Consider the following 21,796-nt stretch of genomic DNA (forward strand, 5'->3'; position numbering starts at 1 on the left):
GCGTCATGAGTGTCGGACAGGGGACGACCTGCCAGCGGCCGGGCTGCGGCGGGACCTACGAGGACGTGGGCGGCGGCGAGTTGTACTGCGACACGTGCGGGCTGGCGCCGGTCGTGTCGCCGACCGGCATGGTCGCCTCGCCGCCCACCGGGATCACCGGCGGTGGCCGCGGCTCGACCGGTACCGGCAGCTCGCGCGCGAGTTCCCGTACGTCGTCGCAGTCGTCGCAGTCGGCGAGGTCGCGCCGGTCGGTGTCGGGCCGGCTCTCGCGCTCGCTGTCGGGGCGGTCCACGAGCCGTTCGGTGTCGGTGCGCAGTTCGGGCTCCGGCACCGGGTCGGTGTCGCGGGGGCGGCTGGGCGCCGGGCTGGTGCAGGTGCCGCCGATCCCGCGGCCGGACCCGCGCGCGATGGTGCTGGAGAACCCGGAGGTGCCCGAGCGCAAGCGGTTCTGCTCCCGCTCGGACTGCGGGGCGCCGGTGGGCCGCGCGCGCGGCGAACGGCCGGGCCGTACGGAGGGCTTCTGCACCAAGTGCGGGCATCCGTATTCCTTCGTGCCGAAGCTGAAGACCGGCGATGTGGTGCACGGGCAGTACGAGGTGATGGGCTGTCTGGCCCACGGCGGGCTGGGCTGGGTCTATCTGGCCGTGGACCGCGCGGTCTCCGACCGGTGGGTGGTGCTCAAGGGCCTGCTCGACACCGGGGACCAGGACGCGATGGCCGCCGCGATCTCCGAGCGGCGCTTCCTCGCCGAGATCGAGCACTCCAACATCGTGCGGATCTACAACTTCGTGGAGCACCTGGACCAGCGCACGGGCTCGCTGGACGGGTACATCGTGATGGAGTACGTCGGCGGCAAGTCCCTCAAGGAGATCGCCAACGACCGCCGTACGCCCGAGGGGCGGCGCGATCCGCTGCCGGTGGAGCAGGCGTGCGCGTACGGCATCGAGGCGCTGGAGGCGCTCGGCCATCTCCACAGCCGTCATCTCCTGTACTGCGACTTCAAGGTCGACAACGCCATCCAGACCGAGGACCAGCTCAAGCTGATCGACATGGGCGCGGTCCGGCGGATGGACGACGACGAGTCCGCGATCTACGGCACGGTCGGCTACCAGGCTCCCGAGGTGGCGGAGACCGGCCCGTCGGTGGCGTCCGACCTGTACACGGTCGGCCGTACGCTCGCGGTGCTCACCTTCGACTTCCAGGGCTACACGAGTGTGTTCGTGGACTCGCTGCCCGACCCGGACAACATCGAGGTGTTCCGCCGGTACGAGTCCTTCTACCGGCTGCTGGTGCGCTCCACCGACCCGGACCCGGCCCGCCGTTTCGCCTCCGCCCAGGAGATGGCGGAGCAGTTGACGGGGGTCCTGCGCGAGGTGGTCTCCCTCCAGTCGGGCCGGGCCCGTCCCGCCCTGTCCACCCTGTTCGGTCCCGAACTGCGGGTGACGGACGCGGTGTTGTTCGCGGAGCTGGAGGGCGAGGTGTCCCGGCTGGGGGCCCGTCCGGTCCCGGGCCGCGCGGACCGGGCGGCCCGGGCGGGCCGCGTGGAGGGCCCGGGGGCGGCGAACGGGGCGCCGGCTCCGGCGGCCGGTGGGACGTCCGCCCCGGCGCTCGGGCCCGCAGCGGCGGGCCCCGCCGCGTCTGCCGTCCCGATCGCCGCCGGGACCGTCAGCGCGGTCCCGTCCGCCGCCGGGACCGTGGTCGTGGGCGTGGGCGTGGCGAACCGGAACCACGGCGGCGGGGCCCTCAGCGGTGGTTCCGCCGGGCCGGGCGGTGCGGCCGTCGCCGCGCCCCGGCTCGTCAGGGCCGTGGACACCACCGCCGCGTCGATCGCGCTGCCCGTGCCGCATGTCGACCCCGGCGATCCCAACGCGGGTTTCCTGGCGGGGCTGATGGCGTCCGCGGCCGGTGAGCTGGTCACCGCGCTCGCGGCGGCGCCCGCGCCCTCCATCGAGACCCGGCTGCGCCAGATCCGGGCCTGGTTGGAGCACGGCGACTCGGCCACCGCGCTGGAGGCCCTCGGCCGGCTGGAAGGGGAGCGGCCGGACGACTGGCGGGTGGTCTGGTACCGGGGCGTGGCCGCGCTGGCCACCGGTGACTTCGAGGGCTCGGCGCTCTCCTTCGACGCGATCTACGACGCCTTCCCCGGCGAGACCGCCCCGAAGCTGGCGCTGGGGGTGTGCGCGGAGGTGCTCGGTCAGCTCGACAACGCCGCCGAGTACTACCGGTTGGTGTGGACGACCGACCCGAGTTTCGTCAGCGCGGCGTTCGGCCTGGCGCGGGTCCAGCTCGCGGCGGGCGACCGGGCGGGTGCCGTACGCACGCTCGAATCCGTGCCGGAGGCGTCCATCCACTACACGGCCGCGCGGGTGGCCGCCGTCAGAGCCCGGCTGCGGCACCGTACGGCGATCGCCTCCGACGTGCCGTTCCTGGAGGATCTGAGCGCCGCCGCGGGGCAGGTCGACGCGCTCGACGCGTACGGTCTGGACGCGACCCGGCGCGAGCGGCTGGCGACCGAGGTGCTCGGCTCGGCCCTGGACTGGATACTCTCCGGTGACCAGGGTTCCGTCCCTCCTGCCGCCGGAGGACGGACGCTGCTCGGCAGTGGTCTGGACGAGCGGGGCCTGCGCTTCGGACTGGAGCGCGCGTACCGCACGCTGGCCCGCCTGGCGCCGGGCGGCGAGGAAAGGATCGACCTGGTGGAACGAGCCAACCGTTACCGCCCCCGGACGTGGGTGTAGTTGATGTCGCAGATGCCGAAGCAGGCCGCTGTGTCGCATTGCCCGAGCTGCGCGGAGCCGCTTGAGTCGGGTGACCGCTTCTGCGGTGCGTGCGGCTATGACCTGTCCGCCGTGCCGGCCCGGCCGGACGAGAACCCGACGCTGACACTGAACGGCGGTGCGCCGAGAGCGCCCGGCGCGGCCCCGGGCTGGCCCCAGCCCGCCGCCCCGGACCCCGCCGGCAGCCGCTCCACCCACCTCCCGACCGACCTCCCGGGCACGGACTCGGGCGGCTCACCGCTGTCGGGCGGCTCCCCCGTGCCGGGGGCCGCGCCCGGCGCGGTCGCGGGCGGGGTGCCCCCCCAGGCGTCGCGGGCGAGCACGGCGGGCCCATCGGGTGCGGCGGGTCCGGCAGGCTCAACGGGCACGGGCACGGGTGCGGGCGCCGGTTCCGGTGCCGGTTCGGGCGCGGGGGGCGTCCCGCCGGTCCCGGCCCAGTCGCCCGACTCCCGCGCGGCGGAGGTCCGTTTCGACCACCGCTCCGGTGCCGCCGGGCACCCCGCGGCACCGGCGCCCGGCGGGCAGGACGTGCCCTCGGCGGGCTGGGAGCCCGACGAGTACCCGCTCCAGGCCCCCGACCCCCGGATCGCGGAGCAGCAGCAGCCCGCGGCGGCCACGCCCGCCGTGTGTGTGGCGTGCCGGGCCGGGCGGGTGGACCACGACGGGTACTGCGAGAACTGCGGGCACGCCCAGCCGCGTGAACGCGACCACATGGAGCAGGAGTCGGGGCCGATCGCGGCCGTCAGCGACCGGGGGCTGCGGCACCACCGCAACGAGGACGCGTTCGCCGTCGGGCACACCGCGCTGCCGGACGGTTCCGCCGTCTCGCTCGCGATCGTCTGCGACGGCGTCTCCTCGGCGACCCGCCCGGACGACGCCTCGCTGGCCGCCTCCCGCGCGGCGAGCGAGACGCTGTTCGGGACGCTGCCCACCGGCGCGCATCCGCAGCAGGCGATGCACGACGCGATCGTGGCGGCCTCCCGCGCGGTCAACTCGCTGGCCAACGAGCCCGCGACCGCCCGTGAGCAGGCCCCGCACCAGAACGCCCCGGCCTGCACCCTGGTCGGTGCCGTCGTCACCGCCGGACTGCTCGTGGTCGGCTGGGTCGGCGACAGCCGCGCCTACTGGGTGCCGGACGACCGCACCTCACCGCCCGCCCGGCTGACCGAGGACGACTCCTGGGCCGCCCAGATGGTCGCGGCGGGCCTGATGAACGAGGCGGAGGCGTACGCCGACGAACGCGCCCACGCGATCACCGGCTGGCTCGGCGCCGACGCCTACGAACTGGAGCCGCACACCGCGTCCTTCAAGCCGGACCGGCCGGGCGTGGTGGTGGTCTGCACCGACGGCCTGTGGAACTACGCCGAGGCCGCCGACGAGATGGCCCGGGTCGTGCCCGCCGACGCGGCACTGCGCCCGCTGCACAGTGCCCAGGTGCTGGTCGGCCATGCCCTGGACGGTGGGGGCCACGACAACGTAACAGTGGCCGTCCTGCCGTTCCCGGTCCCGCCGCAGGGGGCAGGATCGGCGTGAGAGTCCGGCGCGCGGGCGGGAGAGCGCGCCGTCTCGACCGGCCGCCGCGGCGGCCCCGCGAGCGTACTGAACGTACGGAATGAGCGCCCGCGGACCGGAGGGGACCGGTCCGCTCACCGTCGTCGCCCCGCTCCGGGGCGGCCAAGGGGGGATGTGAGCAAGGATGGCCAATTTCTCGAAGTCCCACGTGCCGCAGTTCTCGGTGGACGTGTACCAGAACGAGTTCCTGCCGGAGGGCGGGCGCGAGGTCAGCGCGATCGTCACCGTGACGGCGACCGGCGGCGGCACCGTCGGCAGCGCCGCCGCCGCACCGCACCTCTACGCACCGGGCGAGGGCCCGTCCGCCGCCGTCGCGATCATGGTCGACTGCTCGGGGTCGATGGACTACCCGCCGGCCAAGATGCGCGGCGCGCGGGACGCCACGGCCGCCGCGATCGACACCCTGCGCGACGGGGTGCACTTCGCGGTGGTCGGCGGCACCCATGTGGCCACGGAGGTCTACCCGGGCGGCGGGCGGCTCGCGGTCGCCGACCCCGCCACCCGCGAGCAGGCCAAGCAGGCGCTGCGCCGGCTCAGTGCGGGCGGCGGCACGGCGATCGGCACCTGGCTGCGGCTGGCCGACCGGCTGCTGTCGGCCGCCGACGTCGAGATCCGGCACGGCATCCTGCTGACGGACGGCCGCAACGAGCACGAGTCGCCGGAGGAACTCCGGGCCGCGCTGGACTCCTGTGCCGGACGGTTCACCTGTGACGCGCGGGGCGTGGGCACCGACTGGGAAGTGAAAGAAGTCACAGGGATCGCCACGGCGCTGCTCGGCACCGCCGACATCGTCGCCGATCCGACCGGGCTCTCCGCCGACTTCACACAGATGATGGAGACGGCGATGGGCAAGGAGGTCGCCGATGTCGCGCTCCGGCTGTGGACCCCGGTGGGCACCACCGTGAGGTTCGTGAAGCAGGTCGCGCCGACCGTCACGGACCTCACCGCGCGCCGCACCGAGTCGGGGCCGCGCGCGGGCGACTACCCCACCGGTTCCTGGGGCGACGAGTCCCGTGACTACCACGTCTGCGTGGAGGTTCCCTCCGCCGGGCTGGGTCAGGAGATGCTCGCCGCCCGCGTCTCCCTGGTCGTCCCGGAGGCCGACGGTGCCGTGCGCAACCTCGGCGCGCAGGGTCTCGTACGGGCCGTGTGGACCGACGACATGGTCGCGTCCACGTCGATCAACCCTCAGGTCGCGCACTACACCGGGCAGGCCGAACTGGCGCACGTCATCCAACAAGGGCTTGAATTGCGCAAATCGGGAGATGTCGATGGGGCAACGGCCAAACTGGGCCGCGCGGTTCAGCTCGCCAGCGCCTCCGGCAACGCCGATACGGCGAAACTCCTTGCGAAGGTGGTGGACGTCGTGGATGCCTCGGCGGGTACTGTGCGACTGAAGGCGAAGGTCGCGGACGCGGACGAGATGACTCTCGAAACCCGGTCCACGAAGACGGTTCGCGTGAAGAAGTAGTCAGCAGACAGCCAGGAAGTAGCCAGTGCGGGGCCGGGCCGACAGGGTCCCGGACCGCAGCGAGCCCGGCCCCTCGGGGTGGGAGAAACCGGCCGTACGGCCGGACAGGAGAGGGGGAAGCGCCGACATGCCGACCTGCCCGAACGGACACCAGTCGGGTTCCGAGGACTGGTGCGAGGTCTGCGGTCACCGCATGGCCGGTGCCGTGCCCCCGCCTCCCCCGCCGCCACCGCCCGGGGGGTACGGCTTCCCGCCGCCCGCCGGCCAGGGCGCGCCCGCCGGCCGCCAGCCCGAGTTCTGCCCGCAGTGCCGCACGCCCCGCGAGGGGGCCGCGCCGTTCTGCGAGGAGTGCCGGTGGAACTTCCTGACCAACACCGCGACGTCGTACACCCCGGCGGCGACCCGGCCGCCGGGCGGCGGCCCGCCCCCGAGCTTCCAGACGGGCCCGACGTACGGCGGGGGTCCGGACTCCTACGACTACCAGGGCTCACGCCCCTCGCAGGTGAACCGGCCCGCCGAGCCGATCCCGCCCGGCGGCCCCTACGGTGACCCCGCCGGCCAGCGCCCGGGCCCGCCGGGAGCCCCCGGAGGCCCGGGGATGCCGGGTGGCCCGGGCGGCCCGGGCGGACCCGGCGCCGGTCCGGGGCAGGGCCCCGGCGGCCCCTTCGGCGGCCCTGGTGGACACGGCGGACCTCCTGGCCCCGGCGGCCCCTTCGGCGGGGATCCGTCACGCTCGCCCGTTCCGCCGCCGCCCGGTCCGGCCGTGACCGGCGGTGTCCCGTCGGCGTTCCAGCAGCCCGGCCCCCCGGGACCGCCCGCGCCTCCGGCCTCCCCCGGTTTCCCCCGGCAGCCGGCCGGTGGTCCGCAGTTCGGGGGCGGTGAGGACGACTGGGTGATCTCCCCGCCGTCGACCGGCCCCGGCGGACACGGCGGACACGGGGGACACGGCAGCCCTGGTGGACACGGCAACCCGGGTGCACACGGCGGCCCGGGCGGCCCCGCGGGCCCCGGCGGTCCGGTCGGTGGTGGCGGCTACGGCTACCCCCAGCCCGGTGCCACCCAGGCCCCGCCCGCGCCACAGCGTCCGATGACCTGGACGGCGACGATCGGCCCGGACCGTGACTACTTCCTGGCGATGATGCAGCGCTCCGGCCCGGAGGCGGCGGGGCTGAACCTGCCCGCGTACTCGCCGGAGCAGCAGCGCGCGCTGACCGGCAACCAGATCACCATCGGCCGCCGCCGCCACTCCACCGGCGAGACGCCCGACATCGATCTGTCGGTGCCGCCGGAGGACCCGGGCGTCTCGCACGCGCACGCGATGCTGGTGCAGCAGCCGGACGGCACCTGGGCGGTGGTCGACCAGAACTCGACCAACGGGACGACGGTGAACGGCTCCGAGGAGCCCATCCAGCCGTTCGTGCCGGTGCCGCTCCAGGACGGGGACCGGGTGCATGTGGGCGCCTGGACGACGATCACCGTCCGACGCGGCTGAGCGCCGCTGATCAACCCGGCAGGGGCCAGACGTAGGGGCCCTCCGGGTCGTCCAGCCACGCCCACGCCTGGTCACCGGCGAGGGTGATGCCGTAGCGCTCCCGCTCGGGGCGGCCCTCCTGCTCCCACAGGGCGTACGCCTCCTGCGGGCCGGGACCGGAGCGGGTGAGCGCGATCAGGAAGCGGTACAGGTCGTGCTCACGGCCCCGGCGCGGTACCCCGCCGAGTTGCGGCTCGCGCTCGGGCGGAGCGGCGCCGCGCAGGGGCACGAAGTAGGCGGGGGTGTCCAGGAAGCGTCCTTCGGCGTGGTCGGCGTCGGTCACGGTGAGCGCGATCAGCCCGGTGGCGAGCGGGGTGAGGATCCGGCCGCCGGGGCGGCACTGGGTGAGCCAGGCGCGCGGGACGGTGGACAGGGCGCAGGTGGCGATGATCCGGTCGTAGGGCGCGTGCTCGGGCACTCCGCGGAAGCCGTCGCCGGTGACGACGGTGGGGTGGTGTCCGGCGGCGGCGAGATGGCCGCGGGCGGCGTCGGTGATCTCCGGTTCCAGGTCGACGGTGGTGACGAGGGAGTCGTCGCGGAGGCGGTGCGCGAGCAGGGCCGCGTTGTATCCGGTGCCGGTGCCGATCTCCAGGACGCGGTCGCCGTCCCGGACCCGCAGTTCGGTGAGCATGCGGGCCATGAGGGAGGGCTGGCTGCTGGAGGAGAGCAGTTCGCCGTCGCGGAGCCGGGTGGCGAGCGGGCTGTCCGCGTAGGCGCCGATCAGCCAGCGCTCGCGGGCCACCGGGTCGGCGCTCTCGCCCCAGCAGCGTGCGTAGCCGCCGACGGAGCCGATGTAGTAGTACGGCACGAAGAGGTGGCGGGGCACGGCGAGGAACGCCTCCCGCCAGACGGGGTCCGCGGCCCAGGCACCGCTCGCGTCGATCTCCCGCACCAGCGTCTCCCGCGCCGCCGCGGCGAGGTCCTCCGTCTCCCGACCGGGAACGTGCGCGCCCATGGCTCCACTGTGCGGCGATTCCCCGCGGGAAGCGAGCAGCGGTCACCCGAAGGAGCGGCGGAGTCCACGGGCCCGGCGGGACGGACGCGAAGCACCGCCCCGGGGTGCTGACCGACGGGAGTCGGGTGGTCACGGGCCGCGCATCCGGTGTGCGTCGGCCTTTGGACCTCGGGACGCGACGCCGGGATGATCCGAACGACGGGACCTAAGTCTCAAGTCCTCCGTCGGGCCGTCTGAGACCATGGACGGCGTGAAAGAGATTCGGCGCGGGACGCTTCAGGAGCAGACCTTCTATGAGCAGGTCGGTGGGGAGGAGACCTTCCGCCGCCTGGTCCACCGTTTCTACGAGGGAGTCGCCGAGGATCCGGTCCTGCGGCCGATGTACCCGGAGGAGGACCTCGGACCGGCCGAGGAGCGGTTCGCTCTCTTCCTCATCCAGTACTGGGGCGGTCCGACCACCTACAGTGACAACCGCGGCCACCCCCGGCTGCGGATGCGGCACGCCCCGTTCGCCGTGGACCGGGCCGCGCACGACGCGTGGCTGAAGCACATGCGGGTCGCGGTGGACGAGCTGGGGCTCTCCGAGGAGCACGAGCGCACGCTGTGGGACTACCTGACGTACGCCGCCGCCGCGATGGTCAACACCCCTGGCTGACAGCCGTACTCCGGCTCGCCCCTGCACTGAAGCTCGGATTCCGGGCGCTCTTCGCCGATTTTCGGTCACAATCCGGTCAAGGCCGGTTCGCTGACGCTTACCTGTGACCCCGCCCCTCTGACAACATCACCGGTGGTCCGGCCATGGCTCCGGACCTCTCAGGGGGACGACGGCGAGGGGCGAGCCGGGTGGGCATCACGGGGGCTGTCGGATTTGTGCTGCTGCGTGGACGGGCGCACCGTCTGCTGCTGGCCGCGGCTCTGCTGACCGTACTGCTGACCACGGCCGTGCTGGCCACGCTCGCCGCCTACTCGGGCGCCATCGGCGATGCCGCCCTGCGGCACTCCCTGCGCGACGAACGCAACGCCGCCGACACCGCGTTGATCGTCAAGGCCGATGTGACGGCCGAGCAGCGTGCCGCCGCCGACCGGGCGGTGCGGGACGCCGCGCGGCGGACCTTCGACGGACTGCCGGTGACCGTGCGGACCTTCGAGCGCTCGGGCCCCTACGCGCTGCCCGCCGCGCTGCGGCCGAAGGACGCGGCGGGACCCGCCGGCGAACCCGATCTGACCCACTTCGCCGCCCTTGACCCGGCGCAGGTCCGGATGGACTCCGGCACGCCGCCAACGGCCGCGTCCGCGTCCGGAACCGGTGACGGCAACGCTGTCATCGAGGCCGCCGTCCCCCACACCGCCGCCGAGCGGCTCGGTATCGAGCCCGGCGACCGGCTCTCGCTCACCAACCGCCTCAGCGGCCCCGACGTCCGGGTGCTGATCACCGGTGTCTACCGGCCGGCGACGCCCTCGGCACCGTACTGGCAGCTCGACGACCTCCAGGGCCGGGGCATCAAGCAGGGCGGATTCACGACGTACGGTCCCCTGCTCGCCGCCCGGGAGACGGTGACCGCCGGTGCGGTGAGCGCGGGGCAGTCGGGGTGGCTGGCGACGGCCGACTACTCGGCGCTGACCACCGCGCGGATCGACGCGCTGCGCGAGTCCGCCCGTACCGGCGCGGCCGGGCTGCGCGGCAAGCCGGAGCTGAGCGGCACCACCGCCGCCGGCACCGGGTTGCCCGCCGTGCTCGACCGGATCGAGCGCTCCCTGCTGGTGTCCCGCTCCACCCTGCTGATCGTCGCCCTTCAGCTGGTGCTGCTCGCGGGCTGCGCGCTGCTGCTGGTGGCGCGGCTGCTGAGCGCCGAACGCGCGGGCGAGACCCGGCTGTTGCGGGCCCGCGGCGGCTCCCGCGCCCGGGTCGCGCTGCACGCCGCGATGGAGTCGCTGCTGATCGCGGTGCCCGCGCTGCTGGTCGCACCGCTGCTCGCCGGGCCGCTGACCCGGCTGCTGGCCGGACAGGGCGCGCTGGACCGGATCGGGCTGCGGCTGGACGTGTCGGGCGCCGGGGATCCGGGGGTGTGGCTGGTCGCGGCGGGCGTGGCGCTGGGCTGCGCGCTCGCGGTCACCCTGCCCGCGCTGGCGTCGGTGGGCTTCCGGGCCGGCCGGCCGCGGGCGCTGCCGGGCGTGGTGCGGGCGGGCGCGGACCTGGCGCTGCTGGTGGTGGCGGGGGTCGCGTACTGGCAGCTCTCCGGGCAGACGTCCGGCGTCGTCGCCGACGACCGCGCGGGCCACCTGGGCGTGGATCCGCTGCTGGTCGCGGCGCCCGCGCTGGCGCTGCTCGCCGGGACCGTGCTGACGCTGCGGCTGCTGCCGCCGGTGGCCCGGCTCGCCGAGCGGCGGGCGACCGGCGGGCGCGGGCTCGCCGCCGCGCTCGCGGGCTGGCAGCTCAGCCGTCGCCCGATGCGTGGCGCGGGCCCGGTGCTGCTGCTGGTGCTCGCCCTCGCGCTGGGCATGCTGGCGATCGGCCAGGGCGCCTCGTGGGAGCGGTCGCAGGACGACCAGGCCGACTTCCGGGCGGGCGCTCCGGTGCGGGTGCTGGCCGCCGGTGAGCCGGAGCCGGGCCGCGCGGTCGCCTACGGCCGGCTCCCCGGCGTCGCCTCGGTCGCCCCCGCGTCCCGCGGCGAGCAGTCCCTGTCCGGGAACCGGACCGGCACCGTGCTCGCCCTGGACACCGGGGAGGCCGCCGATTCCGTCCTGATGCGCTCCGACCTCTCCCCCGAGCCGGTGGACCGGCTGCTCTCCGCCCTCGCCCCGAAGCAGCGGATCGCCGGGGCGGTGATCCCGGACGGCTCGACCGAACTGCGGGTCACCGCGTCCCTGTCCGGCGGGGCCCGCGGCGCCGACGCCGAGGTGCTGGTCACGGTGGTGGACGCGGGCGGGACGCCGTACGACGTCCCGGTCGGTCAACTGCCCGCCGACGGCCGCCCCCATGTGCTCACCGCCGACCTGCGGGGCGCGGTCGGCCCGCTCACCCTCACCACCGTCGAGTCGGCCGCCTCACAGCCGATCGGCGCGCCCGAGCGGCACCGGCTCACCCTGCGGGAGCTGGCCGCGACCGCCGCCGACGGCACCCGCGAGGCGATAGCGCTGCCCGAGGAGTGGACGGCGAAGACCGAGGGCGCGAGCGCGGACGACGAACTGGCCACCGACCCCGAGGACGACAGCGCGCCCACCCCGCCGAAGCTGGCCTCCCACGCACCGCCGTCCGCCACCTACAGCACCGGATACCGCTACGACGAGTTCAGCTACGCGGTCGTCGTGACGGTACGGCTCCAGGTCGCGCAGCCGAAGCCGGCGCCGCTGCTGGCCGTGGCCACCGACCGCTATCTCGACTCCACCGGCGCCCGCGCCGGGCAGCGGGTGGACATCACCCTCGGCGGGGAGACCCTGCCGGTGAAGATCGTGCGGGCGGTGCCCGGGCTGCCGACCACGCCCGAGGACAAGAACGGCGGCATGCTCCTGGTCGACCTGCGGGCGGTCAACCAACTGCTCCACGACCGGTACGGATCCGCCCTGATGCCCACCGAATGGTGGCTGGGCACCGACGCCCCCGGGGACGGCGCCGCCGTGGCCGCCGCACTGCGGGCCCGGCCGGACCTGGACCCCGGCCAGGTGGTGGTGCGCGACGAGATCGCCGCCCAGTTGCGCGACGACCCGTTCGGCGCCGGACCCGAGGCGGCCTTCACCGCGGCGGCGGGGGTGGCGGCGGCGCTGGCCGCGGTGGGCTTCGCGGTGAGCGCGGCCGGGTCCCTGCGGGAGCGGGACGCGGAGTTCGCGGTGCTGCGCGCGCTGGGCGCCCCACGCCGCAGACTGGCCCGGACGATCGCCGCCGAACAGGGCGTGCTGGTCGGGCTGGCGCTGCTGGTGGGCGCGGTCCTGGGCGTCGTCCTCGCCCGGACCGTCATCCCGCTCATCGTGCTGACCTCCCGGGCCACCCGCCCCGTCCCCGAGGTCCTGGTCGAACTCCCGCCGGGCCGGGTGGCCGTGCTCCTCGCGGCCGTGACGGTGACCCCGCTGCTGGTCACGGCGGCCCTGGCCCTGAGACGAACCGATCCGGTGGCCGCGCTGCGCGAGGGGGGTGAGTGACCATGGGCATCGGTCGCTCCGGTCGAGGGCGGGGGCTCGCCGCCCCCTGGATCCGCACCCGGCTGCGGGCCGCGCCCGCCGCCGCCTGGGCGCTGGCGCTCCTGGTCGCGCTGACGGCGGGGCTCGCGGCGGCGTTCCCCCGCGCCGTGGACCAGTACCAGGACGACGGACTGCGCCGGGCCCTCGACGCCTCCGGCGCCGACCGCTCCACCGTGCAGGTGTCGGCACCGCAGCCGGACGGCGCGCTGTCCCCGGCCGAACGGGCGCGGGCGCTGCGGCCGAAGACGCTGGCCCGGCAGTTCGAGCAGGTCGGCGAGGCCGTCCGGGAGCCGCTGGCCGCCGATCCGCGGCAGTCGTCGTACGGCGCGCGCACCACCGAGGCGCTGGCCGTGCCCGAGAAGTGGATCCCGCAGCCCAGCGGACTGCCCGCGAAGGTCGTCCTCGCCGCGCAGTCCGGTCTCGCCGACCACTCCACGCTGACGGCGGGCCGGCTGCCGCGCGCGTCCACCGCGCCGGTGACCGCCGACACCCCCGAGGTGGAGGCCGCGGTCAGCGCCGAGACGGCCGAGAACATGAACATCGCGCCCGGTTCGGTGATCCACGTCCCCGGCGAGGGCCGCGCACCCCTCGCCGTCCGCGTCACCGGCGTCTTCACCCCCCGGGACCCGGGCGGTGCCTACTGGTCGACCGTGCCGCTGCTGCGCACCCCGGCCCTGATGACCGTCCCCAACAGCCCCGAACGCCTCGTCTACTGGCTCGGCGCCCTCCACCTCGCCCCCGAGGCCGCCCCCGCCCTGCTCGGCGTCCCCGGCGAGCTGTCCCGCTACTGGCATCTGGCCCCCGCCACCGCTCCCCTGCGCTCGCACAGCCTGTCCGGGCTGCGCTCGGCCGTCGCCGCGCTGGAGTCAGGACCGGGGCTGCGCGCCGTACGGTCCGTCACCGACGAGCGCACCGAGGTGCGGACCGATCTCGACGAGGTCCTCACCGGCTTCGAACGGCTGCGCTCCGGCGTCAGCCCGCTGGTCGCCGTCGCGGCCGTCGGCGCCGGCACCGTCGCCGCCGTGGTCCTGGTCATGGCGGGCGGTCTCGCCGCCGACCGGCGCCGCACCGAACTCGCCCTGCTGCGGGCCCGCGGCGCCTCCCTGCGCGGCCTCACCGCCCGCCTGGCCGGCGAGACGGCGGTCGTCGCGGTGCCCGCCGGGGCCGTCGGGCTCGGCGCCGCGCTGCTGCTCGCCCCCGAGGGCCGCCGGCTGCCCGCGCTGCTCGCCGCGGCCGTGGTCACCGCCGTCGCCGTCCTCGCGCTCCCGCTGCGCGCCCTCGCCGCCCACCGCACCGTCCGGGTGCATGACGCCCGCGCCGACGTGACCTCCGTACGGCCCTCCCGGCGGCGTACGGTGGCCGAACTGACCCTCGTCGTGCTGGCCGTCGGCGCGGTGCTCACCCTGCGCCGCCGGGGCACCGCCGGTGCCGAACTCGCCGCCGCGGCCCCGGTACTGGTCGCCGTGATCGCGGCACTGGTGCTGCTGCGCCTGTACCCGCTGCCGCTGCGCGCACTGGCCCGCCCGGCGGCCCGGCTGCGCGGCACGGTCGGCCCGCTGTCGCTGGCCCGCGCGGCCAGGGGCTCCGCCTCCGCCGTGCTGCCGCTGCTCGCCCTGTCGGTCGCGCTGACCACGGCGGCCTTCGGCGGCTCGGTCGTCGCGGGCGTGCACGACGCCCGGGACCGGGCGGCCCTGCTCGCCGTCGGCGCCGACGTCCGGGTCGAGAGGATCGCCCCGCTCCCGGCCGGACTGCCGGACCGGGTCGCCGACCTGCCCGGGGTGGGCGCCACCACCGCCATGAGCGTCGACTACCAGGCCAAACCGCACGCCGGCCGGCAGTCCGTGCCGGTCGCGGGCGTGGACATCGCCTCCTACGCCGGCCTCGCCGACCGTACCGGCCTCGGGGCCTTCGGCGCCGACGAGGTGCGCCGCCCGACCGACCCGGACGACCCGCTGCCCGCCCTGGCCTCCCCGGTGGTCGCCGAGGCGTACGGCACCCGGCCGTTCCCGGTGCGGCTCGGCGACGGCAGCGAGATCACCGTACGGATCGCCCTGGTCCGCGCGAGCACACCGGCCGTCTCCGGCACGGAGTTCCTCGTCGTGGACCGGGCCGGGCTCGGCGACGAGGCGGCCCGGCCGACCGCCGTGCTCGCCACCGGCGACCCGGACGGCGACGCCCTGCGCGAGGCCACCGCGGGCAGCGACGCCCATGTCCGGCTCAGGTCCGAGGAACGCGACCGGTTCGTCGACTCCCCGCTCCAGTCCGGCGCCGAACGCGTCTACACGGCCGCCGTGCTGGCGGGAGCCGGGTTCGCCGTCCTCGCCCTGCTGCTCGCGCTGCTGCGCTCCGCCCCGGAACGCGCCGCGCTCCTCGCCCGGCTGCGCACCATGGGCCTCACCCGCGCCGAGGGCCGCCGGCTGCTGATCCTGGAGTCCCTGCCGCAGTCCGTGCTCGCCGTGCTCGGCGGCACCCTGACCGGCTGGGCCACCATCCGGCTCCTGTCCCCCGGTCTCGACCTCACCGCGATCGCCCTGCCCGCCGACCAGGTGGCGGCCGTCCCGGCCGAACTCCGCGCGGACGCCCTGTCCCTGGCCCTGCCCGCACTGGGCGTGGTGCTGCTCACGGTCGGTGTCGCCACCGTCCAGGCATGGTGGACGGGGCGCCGCGGGGCCGTGGGCGAACTGCGGGCGGGAGACACTCGATGAAGCGCACCGCGACCACGCCCGTACGGCACCAGGGAGCCGGCCCGATGACCACCCACCCCACCCTCACGGACCTCACCCGCAAGGCGCAGGCCGCTCGCGAGAACCTCGCCTACGGCCATGACGCGCTGATCTCCTGCGACCGGCTGGTCCGTGTCTTCACCACGGACGGTGTCGAGGTGCAGGCGTTGCAGGGCCTCGATCTGCTGGTCCGCGAGGGCGAGCTGATGGCCCTGGTCGGCGCCTCCGGCAGCGGCAAGTCCACCCTGATGAACATCCTCGCCGGACTCGACACCCCCACCGCAGGCGCCGCCCGGGTGGCCGGCCGCGACCTGCTCTCCATGAACGCCAAGGACCGGCTCGCCTACCGGCGGGACGTCGTCGGCTTCGTCTGGCAGCAGACCTCCCGCAATCTGCTCCCCTATCTCACCGCCGCCCAGAACGTCGTCCTCCCCATGCAGCTCAACGGCTCCCTGCGGCGCCGCCGCGCCCAGACCGGACGGGCGCTGGAGCTGATGGAGCTGCTCCAGGTCGCCGACTGCCGTGACCGGCGCCCGCACCAGATGTCCGGCGGCCAGCAGCAGCGCTGCGCCATCGCCGTCGCCCTCGCCAACGACCCGGCGGTGCTGCTCGCCGACGAGCCCACCGGCGAACTCGACTCCCACACCGCCGAGCAGGTGTTCGCCGCCTTCCGCGACGCCAACGAGGAACTCGGCACCACCATCGTGATCGTCACCCACGACCAGGCCGTCGCCACCGAGGTCCGCCGCACCGTCGCCATCCGCGACGGCCGTACCTCCACGGAGGTGCTGCGCCGCAGCGAGATCGACGCCACCACCGGGCACGAGACGGTCGTGGCCCGCGAGTACGCCATGCTCGACCGCGCCGGCCGCCTCCAGCTCCCCGCCGACTACACCGCCACCCTCGGCATGCGCGACCGCGTCGCCCTGGAACTGGAGCCGGACCACGTCGCCATCTGGCCGGACGACAGCGGACAGGGCTGAGGCGGGACGGGGCGTCGATCGCCGATCGCCGATCGGGGGTGGGGTGCGGGGAGCGGGGACCGGGGACCGGGTGTGCGGGGACCGGGGTCCAGGGACCGGGGACCCGGGGTTCAGGGACCGGGGTCCAGGGTGCGGGGTGGGCGGGTCAGCGGAGGGTGGGTCAGCGGACGCTGAGGCCCAGGGCCGCGATGCCCGTGACCTGGCGGACGGCGATCGATCCGTACGCCGTCCGCAGGCGCAGCCATGTGCCGGACGAGAAGAGGCGTACCTCTCCCGTGGCGCCGGGGCGCAGAAAGCCCAGGGACTGGGCGGCGTGCACCGCCCGGACGGGCAGGGCGCTCTCGCCGACCGTACGGGACCAGATGTCCCGGCCGATCCGGTCGAGTTCGGTCCGGATCCGGCGCTCGGGCGCCAGTTCCTGCGTACGGGCCTTGAACTCGGTGACCGCGGCGGCGACCAGCGCGCGCAGCGGCTCCGGTGCCGGGAGGCCGGGTTCGGGCCGCCAGCCGCCGCGCGGGGGCAGCACCCCGGCCCACGGCGGTCCGGTCACCGCGGCCGGCACCGCCGCCGTGGCCGCGGCCTCGTCCAGGGACTCCAGCAGCTCACCCGCCGACACGGTCCTGTCCAGGGAGACGTCCAGCCCGTCCTCGTACGGCTTGGCCAGCCGTACCGCGCGGATCGCCAGCACCTCGAAGGAGGGGGGCCGGCCGAACACGGCGAGCGTGGTGCCGGACGCCTGGAGCCGGACCGCGGCGGAGCGGTCGTAGTGGAGCAGCCGGGAGAGGAAGGCCGCGAGATCCGCGGCCTCCCCCTCGTCGGCCAGGTGGAGCGCCGTCATGCGGCGACGGCCTCCTCCGTATCGTCCTGGTAGCCCTCCAGGAACTCCCGTTCCTCGGCGGTGATCCGGCGTGGCCGCTGCGCCGCGAAGTCGAACGGCACGATGACCGTCGACGCGCGGACGTAGACCACGTCCGCGTCCTTCACCTCGTAGGTGAGGGTGAAGGAGGCGGCCCGGATCCGGGTGACCCACAGCTCGATGTCCACGGGGGCGTGCCGGTGGACCAGCTGGCGTTTGTAGTCGATCTCGTGGCGGGCCACCACCGACCCCTGCTGGAAGTCCTTCTCCGGGCGGAACAGGAAGTCGATACGGGCCTCCTCCAGATAGCGGAGGAAGACCACGTTGTTGACGTGGCCGTACGCGTCCATGTCCGCCCAGCGCAGCGGGCAGCGGTAGATGTGCCGCAAGGTCAGCCCCGGGTCAGCTTCTTGTAGGTGGCGCGGTGCGGGCGGGCCGCGTCCGGGCCGAGCCGCTCGATCTTGTTCTTCTCGTACGAGTCGAAGTTGCCCTCGAACCAGAACCACTTGGACTCGCCCTCGTAGGCGAGGATGTGGGTGGCGACGCGGTCGAGGAACCAGCGGTCGTGGGAGACGACCACGGCGCAGCCGGGGAACTCCAGCAGCGCGTTCTCCAGGCTGGAGAGGGTCTCGACGTCGAGGTCGTTGGTCGGTTCGTCGAGGAGCAGCAGGTTGCCGCCCTGCTTGAGGGTGAGGGCGAGGTTGAGCCGGTTGCGCTCACCACCGGAGAGCACCCCGGCCGGCTTCTGCTGGTCCGGTCCCTTGAAGCCGAACGCGGAGACGTACGCCCGCGACGGCATCTCGACCTGGCCGACGTTGATGTAGTCCATCTCGTCGGAGACCACGGCCCACAGGGTCTTCTTGGGGTCGATGTGCTCGCGGCTCTGGTCGACGTAGGAGATCTTGACGGTGTCGCCGACCTTGATGCTGCCGGAGTCCGGCTCCTCGAAGCCCTGGATCATCTTGAACAGCGTGGTCTTGCCAGCGCCGTTGGGGCCGATCACGCCGACGATGCCGTTGCGCGGGAGGGTGAAGGAGAGGTCGTCGATGAGGACCTTGTCGCCGAACGCCTTGCTGAGGTTGTTCACCTCGACCACGACACTGCCCAGTCGCGGGCCCGGCGGGATCTGGATCTCCTCGAAGTCCAGCTTCCGCATCTTGTCCGCCTCGGCGGCCATCTCCTCGTAGCGGGCGAGCCGCGCCTTGGACTTGGCCTGCCGCCCCTTGGCGTTGGAGCGGACCCACTCCAGCTCTTCCTTGAGGCGCTTCTGCCGCTTGGCGTCCTTCTGGCCCTCGACCTTGAGGCGGGTCGCCTTGGTCTCCAGGTACTTGGAGTAGTTGCCCTCGTAGCCGTGGAGCCGGCCGCGGTCGACCTCGCAGATCCAGCCGGCCACGTTGTCGAGGAAGTACCGGTCGTGGGTGACGGCGACGACGGTGCCCTTGTACTTGGCCAGGTGCTGCTCCAGCCAGTTCACGGACTCGGCGTCGAGGTGGTTGGTGGGCTCGTCCAGCAGCAGCAGGTCGGGCGCCTCAAGGAGCAGCTTGCACAGCGCGACGCGGCGGCGCTCACCACCGGAGAGGGTGGTGACGGGCCAGTCGCCGGGCGGGCAGCCCAGGGCGTCCATCGCCTGGTCGAGCTGGGCGTCCAGGTCCCACGCCTCGGCGTGGTCCAGCTCTTCCTGGAGCTTGCCCATCTCCTCCATGAGGGCATCGGTGTACTCGGTCGCCATCTGTTCGGCGATCTCGTTGAACCGGTCCAGCTTGCCCTTGATCCCGGCGACACCCTCCTGGACGTTCTCCAGGACGGTCTTGTCCTCGGTCAGCGGGGGTTCCTGGAGGAGGATGCCCACGGTGTACCCGGGCGAGAGGAACGCGTCGCCGTTCGAAGGCTGCTCCAGTCCCGCCATGATCTTCAGTACGGTCGACTTGCCGGCGCCGTTCGGACCGACGACGCCGATCTTGGCACCCGGGTAGAAACTCAGGGTGACGTCGTCGAGGATCACCTTGTCGCCGTGCGCCTTACGCGCCTTGCGCATGGTGTAAATGAACTCAGCCAAAGGAAACCGTCCGGCAGCTTGGAATCAGGCAGTGGGCAGGGCAGATACACCCCATCTTGCCCGACGGCCGCCCCCGGACGGAAACCCGTATGGGCGACCGGTACTGACCTGGGCTTTCTGCGGCGCGTGGGACGACAGGGGGTGACGGAGAGGCGGCGCGGACGGCGAGAACGGCGACGGGGCGTCGTCGGACCGTGGCTCGCCGTGAGGTGGCGTCGCGCGCTGTGGAGATGTCAAGGAGCAGGGACGTCGGTCCTGGCGCGGTTCGCTGGCGCGCTTCGTCGGCGCGGTTCCTCGGGGCCGTGGCGTCGGCGCGGTTCGTCGGCGTCGTGGCGCCGTGGCGTTGTCGCCCCGCCGCTGCCTCAGTCCTGTCGGGGGGTCCGCTTCTCGCGTTCGCGGAGGATGATCAGGGCCGCGCCGCCGATCACCACCAGGCCGATGGCCACGCCGCCGATCAGCGGGGTGGCGCCCGAGCTGCCGGTCTCGGCGAGGTTCAGGTCCTCCGAGGTGCCGCCGACGGTGGCCGGGCTGGGCTCGCTGAGGAGCTGGGTGGACTCGCCGGCCCGGTCGCCGCTCTGGGTGAGGCAGTCCAGGACGCCGCTGAACCGCTCCTCCCGGCCGCCGGGCCCGGTGACCGTGAAGTCGTACGCCTGGTCCTCCAGGAGCGGGATCGTCACGGTGCGGGTGGTGCCCGCCGGGACGGTCTGCTCGATGCCCATGAGCTGGAAGGTGAAGGGTCTGTCGCCGGCGTTCACGGCGGTGATGTCGACCCCGTTCCCGGCGCAGTTCTCCCGGGCGGACAGCGCGGGGATCGGCCCGCTCTCCGCCCAGGCCGCGCTGGCGTCCGCGGTGACCGTGGACTCGCTGGACCCGGCGAGGATCTGGGTCTGGCTGCGGCCCTCGGAGGCGAAGGCGCGGCCCACCGGCACGGTGGTGGAGGCGTGCACGGTCAGCTCGGCGGTGCCGTCGGGGGCGTCGGCGGGCACCTCGAAGAACAGCCGACTGCCGTCGCGTGCCGTGGTGACGGGCTCGCCCTCCTCGTCGACGATCCGCACCCCCGACGTGGCGGCGTCCGCGGGCGGGGCCACGGTCACCCTGCCCGCGCCGCCCGTCCGTACGGTCACCGGGCCGAGGGCCTCGCCCTGATGGCCCGAGACCGCGGGCGGCTCCAGGGTCAGCGAGGCGCTGGGCTCGGCCACGGGGCGGGCGTTGTCGTGCAGATAGTCGGCGAGCCGCTCGGCCTGCGGGTCGACGGCGTCGACCTCGGCCCCGTCCGAGTACCGCCAGATCGCCACCTGGGTCCCGGCCGCCGCGTCCTGTTCGGTGAGGCCGGAGCGGATGCCCGCCTTGCGCGCGAGTGCCGTGAGGTCGTTGACCTGCGGGTAGGAGTTCTGCAGGATCCAGCGGATCTTCCCGGCGTCCTTGTTGGCGCCGAGCGAGGTGCCGCTCCACGGGGTCTCGTGGTACTTGGCGTCCTTCTGCGTGGGGGTGAGCAGATCGACGCAGTACGTCTGGAGGGTTCCGCCGCCGTCGACGGACATCTCGAACAGGCCGGCGGGCATCCGGTGCTCGCCGTCCTCGTCCTCGAAGACCGCGTCCCCGTAGGTCTCCAGACCGCCCACGGTGGCGACCGCCCCGCCCTGACCGGGTGCCGCCCTGCCCTGACCGGGTGCCGCCCCGTCCGCGACAGCCGGTCCGGCGGCGGTGAGCACGCCGGTGGCCACGAGCCCGCACACCAGCGCGGCGGCGGCCGGACGGACCGGCCTTCTTCCGCGCACGGTGGACACGAGCGGCGCGCAGTACGAAGAAAACACCCAATTCCCTTTCGAGCAGGACCCCTTGAAGTGGGGGGATGCGGTCCCACCAGCAGAATCAGCAGCCTCAGAGGCCACGCCCGAAATCCTAAGAGGCCGCGGCGCACCGCTGTTCCCCGTGATCTCATCGGGCAACCGATCCGACTCGGAATCGTTACCGCCGGAGCCGCGCCGGGCTGGGCTTATCGACAAATCCACCCGCAGGTTCCGGGTGTTCCCGCCGATAAGCCGCGCCACGCCTCAGGCTAGGACGAGAGCTGAAATTCAGGCCCGGACGAGGGCTGACATCACGTCACCCCCGCCGGTACGGACTCGGGCGGTGCCGTCCCGGCCTCCCCCGCCGTCCCCGACTCCCAGTCCGGCTCCGACTCCCAGTCCGGCTCCGACTCCGAGTCGGAGCCCGAGTCCGAGTGCGGCTCTGACTCCGCGTCCGGCCGGGGTTGGTCCGGGCCGGCCGCCTCCGGGCGGTGGCCGCGACGGAAGGCGGAGGTCCCGCGTGCCAGATCGTGTCCGATGGCGAGCGCGTCGATGTCCGCCGAGGTCCAGCTCTGCCCCTCGCGCACATCCGAGCGCACCTTCAACCGCCCCTGCACCACGACCGGGTCGCCGACCGCCAGCGAGGCCGCCGCGTTGGTGGCGAGCTGCCGGTTGGCCCACACCGTGAAGAAGTTGGTGTGCCCGTCCGACCAGGCTTTCTTCTCCCGGTCGAAGTAGCGCGCGGTCACCGCGAGCCGGAACCGGGCCGACGGCCCGGACGCCAACTCCCGGTACACCGGCCGGGTCGCCACATTGCCCACCGCGCAGATGATCGTCTCGTTCATGCCCCACACCCCTCCCGCGCCCGCACCGCTCGGCCCGGGCGGCCGGATACGCCGACGGGCCCGT

At 74.4% G+C, this 21,796-nt stretch carries 14 protein-coding genes; 8 read left to right on the top strand and 6 right to left on the bottom strand.

Annotation, left to right across the window (positions count from 1 at the left end; translation table 11 throughout):
- The first annotated feature begins 5 nt into the window (after positions 1–5).
- The 4 genes from ACIQNG_RS05530 (at position 6) to ACIQNG_RS05545 (ending at position 7,312) form a co-directional block, all read left to right on the top strand.
- Positions 6–2,738 carry a tetratricopeptide repeat protein gene (locus ACIQNG_RS05530; protein WP_401482720.1) on the top strand — a complete coding sequence of 911 codons (2,733 nt, stop codon included), beginning with the start codon at positions 6–8 and terminating at the stop codon, positions 2,736–2,738.
- A gap of 3 nt (positions 2,739–2,741) precedes the next feature.
- Entirely contained in the window at positions 2,742–4,310 is a 1,569-nt protein-coding gene (locus tag ACIQNG_RS05535) for a protein phosphatase 2C domain-containing protein (RefSeq protein ID WP_401482721.1), read from the top strand.
- Positions 4,311–4,473: 163 nt separating this feature from the next.
- Complete coding sequence (locus ACIQNG_RS05540; protein ID WP_401482722.1) at positions 4,474–5,820, top strand: VWA domain-containing protein; 1,347 nt, start codon at positions 4,474–4,476, stop codon at positions 5,818–5,820.
- 127 nt (positions 5,821–5,947) lie between these two features.
- Entirely contained in the window at positions 5,948–7,312 is a 1,365-nt protein-coding gene (locus ACIQNG_RS05545) for an FHA domain-containing protein (protein ID WP_401482723.1), read from the top strand.
- 10 nt (positions 7,313–7,322) lie between these two features.
- On the opposite strand, the gene ACIQNG_RS05550 is transcribed toward ACIQNG_RS05545, so the two are convergent.
- Positions 7,323–8,306, bottom strand: a complete 984-nt coding sequence (locus ACIQNG_RS05550) for a methyltransferase domain-containing protein (RefSeq protein ID WP_401482724.1) — start codon at positions 8,304–8,306, stop codon at positions 7,323–7,325.
- A gap of 241 nt (positions 8,307–8,547) precedes the next feature.
- On the opposite strand from ACIQNG_RS05550, the gene ACIQNG_RS05555 reads away from it, so the two are divergent.
- From ACIQNG_RS05555 to ACIQNG_RS05570, 4 genes are all read left to right on the top strand, one after another.
- On the top strand, positions 8,548–8,961 hold the full coding sequence (locus tag ACIQNG_RS05555; protein ID WP_401482725.1) for a globin: 414 nt from the start codon (positions 8,548–8,550) through the stop codon (positions 8,959–8,961).
- A 188-nt stretch (positions 8,962–9,149) separates the two neighbouring features.
- Complete coding sequence (locus tag ACIQNG_RS05560) at positions 9,150–12,440, top strand: FtsX-like permease family protein (RefSeq protein ID WP_401482726.1); 3,291 nt, start codon at positions 9,150–9,152, stop codon at positions 12,438–12,440.
- Positions 12,441–12,442: 2 nt separating this feature from the next.
- Positions 12,443–15,184 (top strand): FtsX-like permease family protein, encoded by a 2,742-nt coding sequence (locus tag ACIQNG_RS05565; RefSeq protein ID WP_401482727.1) that lies wholly within the window; start codon positions 12,443–12,445, stop codon positions 15,182–15,184.
- A gap of 44 nt (positions 15,185–15,228) precedes the next feature.
- A complete protein-coding gene (locus ACIQNG_RS05570; protein WP_401483040.1) occupies positions 15,229–16,185 on the top strand; it encodes an ABC transporter ATP-binding protein in 957 nt (318 codons plus the stop codon).
- Positions 16,186–16,345: 160 nt separating this feature from the next.
- Here the strand turns inward: ACIQNG_RS05570 and ACIQNG_RS05575 are convergent, their stop codons facing one another.
- The 5 genes from ACIQNG_RS05575 to ACIQNG_RS05595 all read right to left on the bottom strand — a co-directional run bounded on the left by ACIQNG_RS05575 (position 16,346) and on the right by ACIQNG_RS05595 (position 21,732).
- A complete protein-coding gene (locus ACIQNG_RS05575) occupies positions 16,346–17,023 on the bottom strand; it encodes a hypothetical protein (RefSeq protein WP_401482728.1) in 678 nt (225 codons plus the stop codon).
- Positions 17,020–17,430, bottom strand: a complete 411-nt coding sequence (locus ACIQNG_RS05580; protein WP_401430659.1) for an acyl-CoA thioesterase — start codon at positions 17,428–17,430, stop codon at positions 17,020–17,022. Before ACIQNG_RS05580 ends, ACIQNG_RS05575 begins: the two co-directional genes overlap by 4 nt.
- A 2-nt stretch (positions 17,431–17,432) precedes the next feature.
- Complete coding sequence (gene ettA, locus ACIQNG_RS05585; protein ID WP_401430661.1) at positions 17,433–19,097, bottom strand: energy-dependent translational throttle protein EttA; 1,665 nt, start codon at positions 19,095–19,097, stop codon at positions 17,433–17,435.
- Between the two features lie 362 nt (positions 19,098–19,459).
- A complete protein-coding gene (locus tag ACIQNG_RS05590; RefSeq protein WP_401482729.1) occupies positions 19,460–20,875 on the bottom strand; it encodes a TQXA domain-containing protein in 1,416 nt (471 codons plus the stop codon).
- Between the two features lie 323 nt (positions 20,876–21,198).
- Positions 21,199–21,732: a single-stranded DNA-binding protein gene (locus tag ACIQNG_RS05595; RefSeq protein WP_401482730.1), complete on the bottom strand. Its 534-nt coding sequence runs from the start codon at positions 21,730–21,732 to the stop codon at positions 21,199–21,201.
- Positions 21,733–21,796 lie beyond the last annotated feature (64 nt).

It is taken from the genome of Streptomyces sp. NPDC091377, from assembly GCF_044757045.1.
Classification (GTDB): domain Bacteria; phylum Actinomycetota; class Actinomycetes; order Streptomycetales; family Streptomycetaceae; genus Streptomyces.